The organism is Pseudomonas sp. GW456-L12 (assembly GCF_059424045.1).
Window position 1 is genome coordinate 26,259 of sequence record NZ_JBWKZA010000019.1, and the last position, 13,653, is coordinate 39,911.

Genomic DNA, 13,653 nt, shown 5'->3' on the forward strand with positions numbered 1-13,653 from the left:
ACGTCCGTGGTGGATGTACAGCGCTTGTTGGAAAGCATTTCCCCCGACTCCCCCTGTGGCGGCGACCTCGAGTACGACGCCGCCTTTCTCGAGCTTGAACGCGCGGCGCAAGGCCAACCCGAACGGCAGATGGGCGATGCCGTGTTACCCGCCGCACCGCCGGAATGGCGCCAGGTCCGCGACCTCTGCGTCGAGCTGTTCACGCGCAGCAAAGACCTGCGCATCGCCAACTACTTCCTGCAAAGCGCCATTGCCCTGCACGGCTTGCCCGGCCTGGTGCAAGGGTTACAGCTGATCCAGCAGTTGCTCGCGCAGTATTGGGACGACCTGCATCCCAAGCTGGATGCAGAAGATAACAATGACCCCACCTTTCGGATCAACGCTCTCGCCGGCCTCAACGCCGAGCCGGTCATTCGCCTGCTCTGGGGCATGCCGCTGATCAGCTCGCGGGCATTTGGCAGCGTCGGCCTGCGGGCCGCGCTGAATGCCGCGGGCTTGCAGCGCTTCGCCAGTGAAAGCCTCAGCCCGGACCAGCTCGGCGCGGCCTTTCAGGACTGCGCGGGCGAACAGCTCGAGGCCTGCCGCGCCGCCCTGAACGATGCCCATGGCACGCTGTTGACCATAGAGCGTGAGGTCAACGAACGGGTCGGCTCCACCCACGGCGCGGACCTGGGCACGATCAAGCAACTGCTTCGGCATGCCGTGCAAATCATCGCCGAGCACGCCCCTCGGTCGGACGCTCCCGGCGCTGTCGCGCAGGCCGGCGAGCCTGTCGATGCCGCCATGTCCTCGGCCCCCGGCGCCGCCGCGCCGCGCATCGCCGGCGAGATCGGCAGCCGTGACGATGTGCTGCGCAGCCTTGACCGGATCCTCGGTTATTACGCCAGGCACGAGCCCTCAAGCCCCGTACCGGTGCTCCTGAGCCGCGCCAAGAAACTGGTCAGCGCCGATTTCGCCACCATCGTGAGCAACCTGATTCCGGACGGCTTTTCCCAGTTCGAAAAATTGCGCGGGCCCGAGGGTGAATAGTCCGAGTGAAAACGCTTTAACCGACGCCAATCCAACACAGCCGCATAGGCAGCGCAGGAGGAAAAATGGCTAACACCAGCAGCCAGAAATTCATCGCCCGTAACCGTGCTCCCCGGGTGCAGATCGAGTACGACGTAGAGCTTTACGGTGCGGAGAAGAAGGTGCAGTTGCCCTTCGTCATGGGGGTGATGGCCGACCTTGTCGGCAAGCCTGCCGAGCCGCTGCCGGCGGTGGCCGACCGCAAGTTCCTGGAGATCGATGTCGACAACTTCGACTCGCGGCTCAAGGCGATGAAACCGCGGGTGGCGTTCAACGTGCCCAATGCCCTGACCGGGGAAGGCAACCTGAGCCTGGACATCACGTTCGAGAGCATGGACGACTTCAGCCCTGCCGCGGTGGCGCGCAAGGTCGATGCCCTCAACCAACTGCTCGAGGCCCGCACCCAGCTGGCCAATTTGCTGACCTACATGGACGGCAAGACCGGCGCCGAGGACATGATCATGAAGGTGATCAAGGACCCGGCGCTGTTGCAGGCGTTGGCCAGTGCGCCGAAACCGACCGAACCCGAGCCGCAAGCCTGACAGAGGACGCAGACCATGGCCGACTTGATGAAAGACCCGCAGGCCCAGGCAGACGCCGCGACCGCACCGAGCGACTTCGCCGCCTTGCTCCTGCAAGAGTTCAAACCCAAGACCGAGCACGCCCGCGAGGCGGTGGAAAGCGCCGTGCGCACCCTGGCCGAACAGGCCCTGAGCAAGACCGAGCTGATCTCCAACGACGCGATCAAATCCATCGAATCGATCATCGCCGCGATCGATGCCAAGCTCACCGCGCAGGTCAACCTGATCATGCATCACGCCGACTTCCAGCAACTGGAAAGCGCCTGGCGCGGCTTGAGCTACCTGGTCAACAACACGGAAACCGACGAGCAGCTGAAGATCCGCGTGATGAGCATCGCCAAGGGCGACCTGCACAAGACCCTGAAGAAGTTCAAGGGCACCGCCTGGGACCAGAGCCCGATCTTCAAGAAAATGTACGAAGAGGAATACGGCCAGTTCGGCGGCGAGCCGTTCGGCTGCCTGGTGGGCGATTACTACTTCGACCAGTCGTCGCCGGACGTCGAGCTGCTCGGCGAGCTGGCCAAGGTCTGCGCGGCGATGCATGCGCCCTTCATCAGCGCGGCCTCGCCGACGGTGATGGGCATGGGCTCCTGGCAGGAGCTGTCCAACCCACGCGACCTGACCAAGATCTTCACCACGCCGGAATACGCTGCCTGGCGTTCGCTGCGCGACTCCGAGGATTCGCGCTACATCGGCCTGACCATGCCGCGTTTCCTCGCCCGCCTGCCCTACGGCGCCAAGACCGACCCGGTGGACGCCTTCGCCTTCGAAGAGGAAACCAACGGCGCCGACAGTTCCAAGTACACCTGGGCCAACTCGGCCTATGCCATGGCGGCGAACATCAACCGCTCGTTCAAGCTCTATGGCTGGTGCTCGCGGATTCGCGGCGTGGAGTCCGGCGGCGAGGTGCCGAACCTGCCGACGCACACCTTCCCGACCGACGACGGTGGGGTGGACATGAAGTGCCCGACCGAAATCGCCATCGCCGATCGGCGCGAGGCGGAGCTGGCGAAGAACGGTTTCATGCCGCTGCTGCACAAGAAGAACACCGACCTCGCCGCCTTCATCGGCGCCCAGTCGCTGCAGAAGCCGGCCGAGTATGACGACCCCGACGCCACCGCCAACGCCAACCTGGCGGCGCGCCTGCCCTACCTGTTCGCCACCTGCCGCTTCGCCCATTACCTGAAGTGCATCGTTCGCGACAAGATCGGCTCGTTCAAGGAAAAGGACGACATGCAGCGCTGGCTGCAGAACTGGATTCTCAATTACGTGGACGGCGACCCGGCCCACTCCACCGAAACCACCAAGGCGCAGCACCCCTTGGCCGCGGCGGAGGTGGTGGTCGAGGAGATCGAGGGCAACCCCGGTTACTACAGCTCCAAGTTCTACCTGCGCCCGCACTACCAACTCGAAGGGCTCACGGTATCGCTGCGGCTGGTATCCAAACTTCCATCCGCCAAGGCGGTTTGATTCATCTCAGGAGGCATTCGCCGTGGTGGCGGGTGCCCTGCGACGCAGCGTGGCGAATCACTGGCACACAGTGGTGCAAACCACTTAAGGAGGCATGATGGCTGTTGATATGTTTATCAAGATCGGCGACGTCAAGGGCGAGTCCCAGGACAAGAACCACAAGGAGGAGATCGACGTGCTCTCCTGGAGCTGGGCCATGGCCCAGTCCGGCAACATGCATGTGGGCGGTGGCGGCGGTGCCGGCAAGGTCAATATCCACGACCTGACGTTGACCAAGTGGGTGGATAAATCCTCCCCCAACCTGATGATGGCCTGCTCCAGCGGCAAGCATTACGACGAGGCCAAGCTGACGGTGCGCAAGGCCGGCGGCGACGATCCGGTCGAGTACCTGACCATCACCCTCAAGGAGGTCCTGGTGTCCTCGATCGGCACCGGCGGCAGCGGCGGCGCGGATCGCCTGACCGAAAACATCGCGCTGAATTTCGGCCAGGTGCTGGTCGACTACCAACCGCAGAAGCAGGACGGTTCCAAGGACGGCGGCCCGGTCAAGTACGGCTGGAATATCCGCCAAAACGTCAAGGTGTGACGCCAGCCACCCTGCAGCCCTGCCGCAGGGTGCTCGGCTTGTACCAGGGGCCACGGCGCAACAGGAGGTTCGATGATGGCCAGACCCGCGTTCATCAATCTGTGGAACAACTATCCGGCTGAAAGCCAGCCTTGCGATGGCGGTTGGGAAAATCAATGCGCGATCCGCCTGAGCATTACGCTCAACGCCGAGCGAAGCATCCTCGTGGATGGCCACACCTATTCGGAACCGCGCTGCAGCCACGGCCACGCCCGCGGTGCCGAGTCGCTGGCGAACTGGCTGTGGCGCCAGCATCTGGGCCGACCCAGCATTTTCACCGATGCGGCCAAGGCCAAGCTGCAGCTCAATGAGAAGAACGGGATCATTTTTTTCAAGGATTGCTTTACCCGCAGTGGCGAGAGTCGCGCGGCCGGCGACCATATCGATCTGTGGAGCCGCGGTTTCACCAAGACCTACGACGACCCGGCCAACCACTCCGCCCAGGTGTGGTTCTGGGAGCTGTCATGAGTCAGCGCCTGCTTCGCCTTATCGTCGCGGGCCTGGCGGGTTTGATGTTGCCCGCCTGTGCGCAGAACCCGGCCGATAGCGCCACCCAGGCGCGCTTCCTGGCCCGGGACCTGCTGCTGGAAGAGCGCAATGGCAACTGTCGTGTGCTGGTCCCGCAGCAACCCGGCATCGACCTGAGCCTGAAATGGCCTTGCCAGTTCCACCGTGACCCCAGCGGCACGCTGCGCACCAAGCAGGTGGGGACACGCCAGGTGATATTGGTGGAAAGCAGCGAGCAACTGCCCTCACCCAGCCGGGATTGCCGCACCGAGATCCAGGCGATACGCAGTACCGGGCAGGGTTTGGAAGCCTCGTCGGCGGTGAGCCGGGTGACGGCCTGCCCGCCCTTCCAGTGGGATGAGAAAATGTTTATCGGCTTGTTCGAACCCGACGTTTGAACGCACGCCAGGGCTCGGCGCGAAGCCTGCGAACCAGGAGATGGCGATGAACGCCGAGGAGCCGGTGCACGCCGTCGGCCAGCGCCCGTTGACCACCGACAACGGCGAAACCGGGCTGTTCGAACGGCACAGCCTCAGCTTCACCGACAGGGATAACCGAAGATGGCCGAGCTGACCCTGCAAGAACGCCTGCAACCCTCGTTGCTCGATCGCCTGACCGACGACGACCCGCACAACCCGAAAGAAGCTGCCGAGCGCCGCGTCATGTCGATGTCCCAACTGAAAGCTTGTGTGCTGCGCGATCTGGCCTGGCTGTTCAACACCTGCGTGCTGTTCGATCCGGAGCAGGCTGCGCAGATGCCGGCGGGCAACTCGGTGCTGAATTTCGGCCTGCCGCCCCTGGCCGGACATACCGCCTCGAGTGTCGATGTACAGGCCATCGAAGCCTTGTTCAGCGACACCATCGCCGCCTTTGAGCCGCGCATCCTCAAAGGCTCGTTGAAGGTTCGCGCGCAACTCGACGGCAATGACATGAGCCACAACGCCCTGAGCTTCGAGATCGAGGGCGATCTGTGGGCCGAGCCGGTGCCCCTGCGCTTGCTGCTCAGCACCGCCCTCGACCTGGAAACCGGACACGTCAAGGTGACGCCGGCCGAGCCCGTCAGGAGACGCCGATGAACCCGCGCATGCTCGAGTATTACAACCAGGAGCTGCAGCATATCCGCGAGAGCGCCGCCGAGTTCGCCCAGGAGTTCCCCAAGATTGCCAGCCGCCTGACCCTGTCCGACATCGAATGCGCCGACCCCTATGTCGAGCGTCTGCTGGAGGGCTTCGCCTACCTGAGCGCGCGGGTCCACCTGAAGCTGGACGCCGAATACCCGACCTTCACCCACAATCTGCTGGAAGTCGCCTACCCCCATTACCTGGCGCCAACGCCTTCGGTGGTGGTGGTCCAGCTGGTCGCCGACCCCAACGAGGGCTCGCTGACCAGCGGCTTCACGGTCGAACGCCACGCCGCCCTGCGCGGCCAACTGGGCCATGGCGAGCAGACCGCCTGCGAATACCGCAGCGCCCATGCCGTGACGCTGTGGCCGTTGCAGGTCAGCCATGCCGAATACTTCGGCAACCCGGCCGCGACCCTCGGCCGACTGGCCGCCAGCGAACCCAAGGCCAAGGCCGGGTTGCGCCTGCGCCTGCGCTGCGGCGCCGGGTTGCCGTTCAACGCCCTGGCGCTGGACAGCCTGCCGCTCTACCTCAACGGCGCCGACGAGCAACCTTTCCGCTTGTACGAGCAACTGCTCGGCAACGCCTGCGCGGTGTTTATCAAGAGCGTCGATGGCGACTGGGCCGAGCGCTTGCCTCTGGAGAGCCTCAAGGCGCGCGGCTTCGACGATCAGGACGCGGTGCTGCCGGTGGTGCCCCGGGCCTTCCAGGGGTATCGCCTGCTGCAGGAATATTTCGCCCTGCCCAATCGTTTTTTGTTCGTCGACTTCACCGGGCTGAGCGCCGGTGTGCAGCGCTGCGCCAGCCAGGAACTGGAGGTGGTGGTGCTGTTCGATCGCCTCGACAGCACCCTGGAAGGCACGGTGTCGGCGACCCAGTTCGTGCCCTTCTGCACCCCGGCGGTGAACCTGTTTGCACGCCGCACCGATCGCATTCACCTGAGCGAGCGGGTGCATGAGCACCAAGTGATCGCCGACCGCACCCGGCCGCTGGATTTCGAGATCCATTCCCTGACCCAGGTCACCGGCCATGGCAGCGGCCCCGAGCAGCCGTTCCAGCCGTTCTACGCGATCCGCGATCCGCTGCGTTATGGCCGCGAGCAGGCCTACTACATCGTCCGCCGCGAGCCGCGCCGCTTGTCCAGCCAGCAACGGCGACGCGGGCCACGCTCGACCTATATCGGCAGCGAAACCTTCGTCTCGCTGGTGGATGTCAACCAGGCGCCCTATCGCCACGACTTGCGCCAGCTCGGCCTCAGCGCCCTGTGCACCAACCGCGACCTGCCGCTGCTGATGCCGGTGGGTACCGGCAAAAGCGATTTCACCCTGGAAGACAGCGCCCCGGTGCTGGCCGTGCGCTGCCTGGCCGGGCCAAGCCGGCCGCGGCCGAGCCGCGCGCACGATGCCAGCGCCTGGCGGCTGATCAGCCAACTGTCGCTGAACTACCTGTCGCTGAGCGAACAGGGCCAGGGGGCCGCGGCGCTGCGCGAACTGCTGCGCCTGTACGGCGACCCCGGCGATGCGGCGCTGCAGTTGCAAATCGAGGGCCTGCGCCAGGTGCGCAGCACGCCCTGCACCCGCCGGTTGCCGATGCCGGGACCGATCGTGTTTGGCCGTGGCCTGGAGATCAGCCTGGAGTTCGACGAAAACGCCTTCCGCGGCACCGGCGTGTACCTGCTGGGCGCGGTGTTCGAGCGCTTCCTGGCCCGTTACGTGTCGATCAACAGCTTCACCGAAACCGTACTGCGCACCACCGAGCGCGGCGAAATCATGCGATGGCAGGCGCACCCCGGATGTCGACCGAACCTCTGAAACCGCTGCACAGCATCGAGCGGATGGCCGACGAGCCCTGGGCCTACGACTTCTTCCAGGCGCTACGGCGCATCGAGTGCGAGGCCAGCGACCGGCCGCGCATCGGCCATTCCCTGCGCTTGCACGACGACCCGCTGCGCCTGGGGCAGAAACCCGACTGCGGCTTCGCCCCCTCGACCCTGGCCAGCATCGAGACCGGCCCCGAGGGCGCCGCGCCGCGCATCGAGCAGTTGTTCTTCGGCCTCACCGGGCCCAATGGCCCGCTGCCGCTGCACCTGACCGAATACGCCCGCGATCGCCAGCGCAACAACGACGACGCCAGCTTCACGCGCTTTCTCGATGTGTTCAATCACCGCCTGTTATGCCTGTTCTACCGCGCCTGGGCCGAAGCGCGGCCGACCGTCAGCCATGACCGCCCCGCCCACGACTACTGGTCGATGCGCCTGGCCGCGCTGTCCGGGCGGGGCATGACCAGCCTGCTCGGCCAGGGCCCGATCGCCGACTCGGCGCGCTACCACTTCACCGGCCACCTGGCGGCGCAAACCCGCTACCCGGACGGCCTGCGCGCGATCCTGGAAGACTATTTCGGCGTGCCGGTGAGCATCGAGGAATACGTCGGCCAGTGGCTGGAGCTGCCGCAGCGCAGCCAGCTGGGCGTGGCGCTCTGCTCGCTCGGCAGCGACCTGAGCCTGGGCACCCACGTCTGGGATCGCCAGCATAAATTCCGCATCCGCCTGGGGCCCTTGAGCCTGGAGCAATACCGCCGCCTGCTGCCCGGCCAGGAAAGCTTCGGCGAACTGGCCGCCTGGGTCGCCGAGTACCAGGGCGAAGAGCTGGATTGGGAAGTCAATCTGCTGCTGCGGCACCAGGAAGTGCCGCGCATCGATCTCGACGGCCAGACCCGCCTGGGCTTCGACACCTGGCTCGGCAGCCCGTCGACGGATGCCGGCGACCTGCTGCTGGCCCGCGAATACGCCAGCCATACCACCCCTTCAAGGAGCAGCGATCATGAGTGAGATCAGCCGCGCCGCGCTGTTCGGCAAGTTGAACAGCCCGGCCTACAAGGCCATCGAAGCCGCCACCGTGTTCTGCAAACTGCGCGGCAACCCCTATGTGGAGCTGGTGCATTGGCTGCATCAGCTCCTGCAATTGCAGGACTCTGACCTGCACCGCCTGGTCCGCCAGTTCAGCCTCGACCCGGCGCGCCTGTCCAGGGATATCACCGACGCCCTGGACCGCCTGCCGCGCGGCTCGACCTCGATCACCGACTTGTCCTTGCAGGTCGAGGAAGCCGCGGAGCGCGGCTGGGTCTATGGCAGTTTGCTGTTCGGCGAGAGCCAGGTGCGCAGCGCCTACCTGGTCGTCGGCATGCTCAAGACTCCGAGCCTGCGCCACGCCCTCTCGGCCATCTCCCGCGAGTTCGAGAAGATCAAGGTGGAGCACCTGATCGAGCGCTTCGACGAGTACCTCGGCGATTCGCCGGAAAATGGCCTGGCCGCCAGCGACGGTTTCAACGCCACCGCCGCGCCGGGCGAAGCGAGCGGCGCCCTGGCGCCCAGCGCGCCCAGCGCGCTGGGCAAGCAGGAGGCGCTCAAGCGCTTTACTGTGGACCTCACCGAACAGGCCCGCAGCGGCAAGCTCGACCCCATAGTCGGGCGCGACGAGGAGATTCGCCAACTGGTCGACATCCTCATGCGCCGCCGGCAGAACAACCCCATCCTCACCGGCGAAGCCGGGGTCGGCAAGACCGCGGTGGTCGAGGGCTTCGCCCTGCGTATCGTCGCCGGCGACGTGCCGCCGAGCCTCAAGGACGTCGAACTGCGCACCCTGGACGTCGGCCTGCTGCAAGCCGGCGCGAGCATGAAGGGCGAATTCGAACAGCGCCTGCGCCAGGTCATCGAGGATGTGCAGGCCTCGCCCAAGCCGATCATTCTGTTTATCGACGAGGCCCATACCCTGGTCGGAGCCGGCGGCGCGGCCGGTACCGGCGATGCCGCCAACCTGCTCAAACCGGCCCTGGCCCGTGGCACCCTGCGCACCGTGGCGGCAACCACCTGGGCCGAATACAAAAAGCACATCGAGAAGGACCCGGCCCTGACCCGGCGCTTCCAGGTGGTGCAGGTCGACGAGCCGTCCGAGGCCAAGGCGATCCTGATGATGCGCGGCGTCGCCTCGACCATGGAGCAGCACCACAAGGTGCAGATCCTCGACGAGGCGCTGGAGGCCTCGGTCAAGCTGTCGCACCGTTATATTCCGGCCCGGCAGCTGCCGGACAAATCGGTGAGCCTGCTCGACACCGCCTGCGCGCGGGTCGCCATCAGCCTGCATGCGGTACCGGCGCAAGTGGACGACAGCCGCCGACGCATCGAGGCGCTGAGCACCGAGCAGGCGATCATCGGCCGCGAGCAGGCCATTGGCATTGCCATCGGCACTCGCCAGCAGGAGGTCGAGGCGGCCCTCGCCGAGGAACGCCAACGCCTGGCGACCCTGGAGAGTCGCTGGAGCGAAGAGAAAGCCCTGGTCGATGAACTGCTGGCGACCCGCGCCACCCTGCGCGCCGCCGCCGAACCGCTGGACGACAGCGGTAGCGAGGCCGATACGCCATCGCCACAGCTGGCTGAAGCCGAACGCACGGCATTGCGCGACAAGCTCAACGACCTGCAGAGCCGCCTCGCCACCTTGCAGGGCGAAAGCCCGTTGATCCTGCCCACCGTGGATTACCAGGCGGTCGCCGCGGTGGTCGCCGACTGGACCGGCATCCCGGTCGGACGCATGGCGCGCAACGAAATCGACACCGTGCTCAGGCTCGACGAGCACATGAAAAAACGCATCATCGGCCAGGACCATGCCCTGGCGATGATCGCCAAGCGCATCCAGACCTCGCGCGCCGGGCTGGACAACCCCAGCAAACCGATTGGCGTGTTCCTCCTCGCCGGCACCTCGGGCGTGGGCAAGACCGAAACCGCCCTGGCCCTGGCCGAGGCCCTGTACGGCGGCGAGCAGAACATCATCACCATCAACATGAGCGAGTTCCAGGAGGCGCACACCGTCTCCACCCTCAAGGGCGCCCCGCCCGGCTATGTCGGTTACGGCGAAGGCGGCGTGCTGACCGAGGCGGTGCGGCGCAAACCCTACAGCGTGGTGTTGCTGGACGAGGTGGAAAAGGCCCACCCGGACGTGCACGAGATCTTCTTCCAGGTGTTCGACAAGGGGGTGATGGAAGACGGCGAAGGCCGCCTGATCGATTTCAAGAACTGCCTGATCCTGCTCACCACCAATGCCGGCACCGAGATGATCGCCAGCCTGTGCCGCGACCCGCAACGGCTGCCCGATCCCGATGCCATCGCCAAGGCGCTGCGCGAGCCGTTGCTCCAGGTATTCCCGCCGGCCCTGCTCGGGCGCCTGGTGACCGTCCCCTACTACCCGCTGAGCGACGAGATGCTCAAGGCCATCACCCGCCTGCAACTGGAACGGATCAAGCGGCGCGTGGAAAGCGGGCACAAGGTGCCCTTCGCCTACGACGACAGCGTGGTCGACCTGATCGTCTCGCGCTGCACCGAGATCGAGAGCGGCGGACGGATGATCGACGCCATCCTGACCAATACCCTGTTGCCGGACATGAGCCGGGAGTTTCTCACCCGCATGCTCGAGGGCAAGCCGCTGGCGGGTGTACGCATCAGCCAACGGGACAATGCGCTGCATTACGCATTCGACCCGCATGTTGGCGAGACGACCGACTGACGCCCGAACGCGAGCCGGAGGAAGCCGTTTATGGCAATCACGCAAAGCACCCGCCTGGTGCAGGTCGACAGCCCCCTCGGTGGCGAGGTCCTGCTGCTGCAGGGCATGGAAGGCAGCGAGGAGCTGGGGCGGTTGTTCCATTACGAACTGGACCTCACGTCCGAAGATCGGGCGATCAAGTTCGACCAGTTGCTGGGCAAGCCGATGGGCCTGACCCTGGAGCTGCACGGCGGCGGCAAACGCTACTTCCATGGCATTGCCTGCGGCTGCCGGCAACTGACCGGCCACGGCCAGTTCGCCGGTTATCGGGTCAGCCTGCGGCCCTGGTTCTGGCTGCTCACGCGCACCTCGGACTGCCGGATTTTCCAGAACAAGACGGTGCCGGACATCATCAAGCAAGTGTTCCGCGACCTCGGTTTCTCCGATTTCGAAGACAACCTGAGCGGCAGTTACCGCGAGTGGGAATACTGCGTGCAATACCGCGAAACCAGCTTCGACTTCATCAGCCGGCTGATGGAGCAGGAAGGCATCTACTACTACTTCCGCCATGAGAAAGCGCGTCATGTGCTGGTGCTGGCCGACGCCTACGGCGCCCACTCGACGGTGGCCGACTACGCCTCGGTGCCCTTCTACCCGCCCGACCAGCAGATGCGCGAGCGCGACCACTTCTACGACTGGCAACTGGCGCGGGAAGTCCAGCCGGGCTCGCTGGCGTTGAACGACTACGACTTCCAGCGCCCCGGCGCCAGCCTCGAAGTGCGCTCCAGCGTGTCGCGCAGCCACAGCAACGGCGACCATCCGCTCTACGACTACCCGGGCGAATACGTCCAGAGCAAGGATGGCGAGCATTATGCACGCACCCGCATCCAGGCCATTCACAGCCAGTACGAGCGCGTGCAGTTGCGCGGTCGTGCGCGAGGCCTGGGCTGCGGGCATCTGTTCAAGCTGACCGGCTACGAACGCGCCGACCAGAATCGCGAATACCTGGTGGTGGTCGCACGCTATCAGATCCGCCAGGAGCTTTATGAAAGCGGGCAACTGGACCTGGCTGAGCAGTTCACCAGCGAACTGGACTGCATGGATGCCAGCCAGGCCTTCCGCCCCCTGCCCCTGACGCCCCTGCCGATTGTCCGCGGACCGCAGACCGCCAGGGTGGTAGGCCCCGCCGGCGAGGAGATCTGGACCGACCAGTATGGCCGGGTCAAGGTGCATTTCTATTGGGATCGCCACGACCAGTCCAACGAAAACAGCTCCTGCTGGATGCGCGTGTCACAGGCCTGGGCCGGCAAGAACTGGGGGTCGGTGCAGATCCCGCGGATCGGCCAGGAAGTGATAGTCGGTTTCCTCGAAGGCGACCCGGATCGCCCGATCATCACCGGCCGTGTCTATAACGCCGAACAGACCGTGCCCTACGAGCTGCCGGCCAATGCCACCCAGAGCGGGGTGAAAAGCCGCTCGAGCAAGGAGGGCTCGCCCGCCAACTTCAATGAAATCCGCATGGAGGACAAGAAAGGCGCGGAGCAGTTGTTCATCCACGCCGAGAAGAACCAGGACATCGAGGTCGAGAACGACGAGACCCACTGGGTCGGCCACGACCGCAGCAAGACCATCGACAACGACGAAACCGTGCACGTCAAACACGACCGCACCGAAACCGTCGATAACAACGAAACCATCACCATAGGCGTCGATCGCAAGGAAAAGGTCGGCAATAACGAGACCATCTCCATCGGGGTGAACCGCACCGAGGATGTCGGCAGCGACGAGAAAATCACCATCGGCGCCAACCGCACCGAGAAGGTGGGCAACAACGAGACCATCACCATAGGCGCGGACCGCACGGAAAAGGTCGGTGCCAACGAAACCATCAGCATCGTCAGCAACCGCACCGAGGACGTGGGCGGCAACGAGACCATCGACATCACCGGCAATCGCAACGAAACGGTCAAGGGCAACGAAGGTATCGAGATCAACGGCAACCAGAGCACCCAGATCGGCCAGAACGAATCCCGCGACGTCTCCCAGAACCGCACCACCAACATCCAGCAGAACGACAGCCTGGACGTCGGCAAGAACTTCTCCCTCACCGCCGGCGACTCCATCACCCTGACCACGGGCGCGGCCAGCATCACCATGAAGAAGGACGGCACCATCATGATTCGCGGCAAGGACATCACCATCGACGGCTCCGGCGCCATCAACATCAAGGCCAACAGGAACGTGGTGGTCAAGGGCCAGAAGATCCTGCAGAACTAGCACAATGGAGGCATGCAATGACGGTTCAACACCCGCTACCCATGCAAGCCCGCATCGATGCAGTGGTCATCGGCACCCTGCTCGAGCTGCCGCACGCCAGTGCGCCCAGGGTCCTTTACCCGGGTTGCCCGGATGCCAGCGGCGTCGTTGCCCGCTGCACCGCGCGGCTGGAGCCCGCGGATATCGGCGGCCAGGTCGCGCTGATGTTCGAAGGCGGCGACCCGGCTTGCCCATTGGTGATCGGCCGCCTGCTCGGCACGGATACTCCGCCCGAGCCCGTCGCCAGCGTGCGGCTGGACGACCATTGCCTGGAACTGAGCGCCGAACGCGAGATCGTGCTGCGTTGCGGCAAGGCCAGCATCACCCTGACCCGCGCGGGCAAAGTGATCATCCAGGGCGCCTACCTGTCCAGCCGCTCCAGCGGGGTCAACCGCATCAAGGGCGGTTCGGTGCAGATCAACTAGACAGGTATC

13 protein-coding genes are annotated in these 13,653 nt (G+C 65.1%); all 13 read left to right on the plus strand.

Going from position 1 to position 13,653, the window contains the following annotated elements; all coding sequences use genetic code 11:
• Nucleotides 1-6: 6 nt before the first annotated feature.
• Nucleotides 7-1,029: a type VI secretion system protein TssA gene (gene tssA / locus AC07Y9_RS21565; RefSeq protein WP_256580987.1), complete on the plus strand. Its 1,023-nt coding sequence runs from the start codon at nucleotides 7-9 to the stop codon at nucleotides 1,027-1,029.
• Nucleotides 1,030-1,094: 65 nt separating this feature from the next.
• Nucleotides 1,095-1,610 (plus strand): type VI secretion system contractile sheath small subunit, encoded by a 516-nt coding sequence (gene tssB, locus AC07Y9_RS21570; protein WP_087092181.1) that lies wholly within the window; start codon nucleotides 1,095-1,097, stop codon nucleotides 1,608-1,610.
• A gap of 15 nt (nucleotides 1,611-1,625) precedes the next feature.
• On the plus strand, nucleotides 1,626-3,119 hold the full coding sequence (gene tssC / locus AC07Y9_RS21575) for a type VI secretion system contractile sheath large subunit (RefSeq protein WP_102680766.1): 1,494 nt from the start codon (nucleotides 1,626-1,628) through the stop codon (nucleotides 3,117-3,119).
• Between the two features lie 97 nt (nucleotides 3,120-3,216).
• The gene (locus AC07Y9_RS21580; protein WP_009044340.1) at nucleotides 3,217-3,705 is read left to right on the plus strand and encodes an Hcp family type VI secretion system effector; all 489 of its coding nucleotides are present in this window, start codon (nucleotides 3,217-3,219) and stop codon (nucleotides 3,703-3,705) included.
• Between the two features lie 75 nt (nucleotides 3,706-3,780).
• Nucleotides 3,781-4,212, plus strand: a complete 432-nt coding sequence (locus tag AC07Y9_RS21585; protein WP_037005248.1) for a type VI secretion system amidase effector protein Tae4 — start codon at nucleotides 3,781-3,783, stop codon at nucleotides 4,210-4,212.
• Nucleotides 4,209-4,649 carry a hypothetical protein gene (locus AC07Y9_RS21590; RefSeq protein WP_085530539.1) on the plus strand — a complete coding sequence of 147 codons (441 nt, stop codon included), beginning with the start codon at nucleotides 4,209-4,211 and terminating at the stop codon, nucleotides 4,647-4,649. Before AC07Y9_RS21585 ends, AC07Y9_RS21590 begins: the two co-directional genes overlap by 4 nt.
• Nucleotides 4,650-4,695: 46 nt before the next feature.
• Nucleotides 4,696-4,824, plus strand: a complete 129-nt coding sequence (locus AC07Y9_RS21595) for a hypothetical protein (RefSeq protein ID WP_007923470.1) — start codon at nucleotides 4,696-4,698, stop codon at nucleotides 4,822-4,824.
• Nucleotides 4,812-5,327 (plus strand): type VI secretion system baseplate subunit TssE, encoded by a 516-nt coding sequence (gene tssE, locus AC07Y9_RS21600; RefSeq protein WP_007923472.1) that lies wholly within the window; start codon nucleotides 4,812-4,814, stop codon nucleotides 5,325-5,327. Before AC07Y9_RS21595 ends, tssE begins: the two co-directional genes overlap by 13 nt.
• Nucleotides 5,324-7,183: a type VI secretion system baseplate subunit TssF gene (gene tssF / locus AC07Y9_RS21605; RefSeq protein ID WP_102680765.1), complete on the plus strand. Its 1,860-nt coding sequence runs from the start codon at nucleotides 5,324-5,326 to the stop codon at nucleotides 7,181-7,183. Before tssE ends, tssF begins: the two co-directional genes overlap by 4 nt.
• A complete protein-coding gene (gene tssG, locus AC07Y9_RS21610) occupies nucleotides 7,165-8,199 on the plus strand; it encodes a type VI secretion system baseplate subunit TssG (protein ID WP_062822735.1) in 1,035 nt (344 codons plus the stop codon). Before tssF ends, tssG begins: the two co-directional genes overlap by 19 nt.
• Entirely contained in the window at nucleotides 8,192-10,924 is a 2,733-nt protein-coding gene (gene tssH / locus AC07Y9_RS21615; RefSeq protein WP_102680764.1) for a type VI secretion system ATPase TssH, read from the plus strand. The genes tssG and tssH overlap by 8 nt, the downstream gene beginning before the upstream one ends.
• A 30-nt stretch (nucleotides 10,925-10,954) precedes the next feature.
• A complete protein-coding gene (locus AC07Y9_RS21620) occupies nucleotides 10,955-13,180 on the plus strand; it encodes a type VI secretion system Vgr family protein (RefSeq protein ID WP_102680763.1) in 2,226 nt (741 codons plus the stop codon).
• Nucleotides 13,181-13,197: 17 nt separating this feature from the next.
• Nucleotides 13,198-13,644 carry a DUF6484 domain-containing protein gene (locus AC07Y9_RS21625; RefSeq protein WP_102680762.1) on the plus strand — a complete coding sequence of 149 codons (447 nt, stop codon included), beginning with the start codon at nucleotides 13,198-13,200 and terminating at the stop codon, nucleotides 13,642-13,644.
• Nucleotides 13,645-13,653 lie beyond the last annotated feature (9 nt).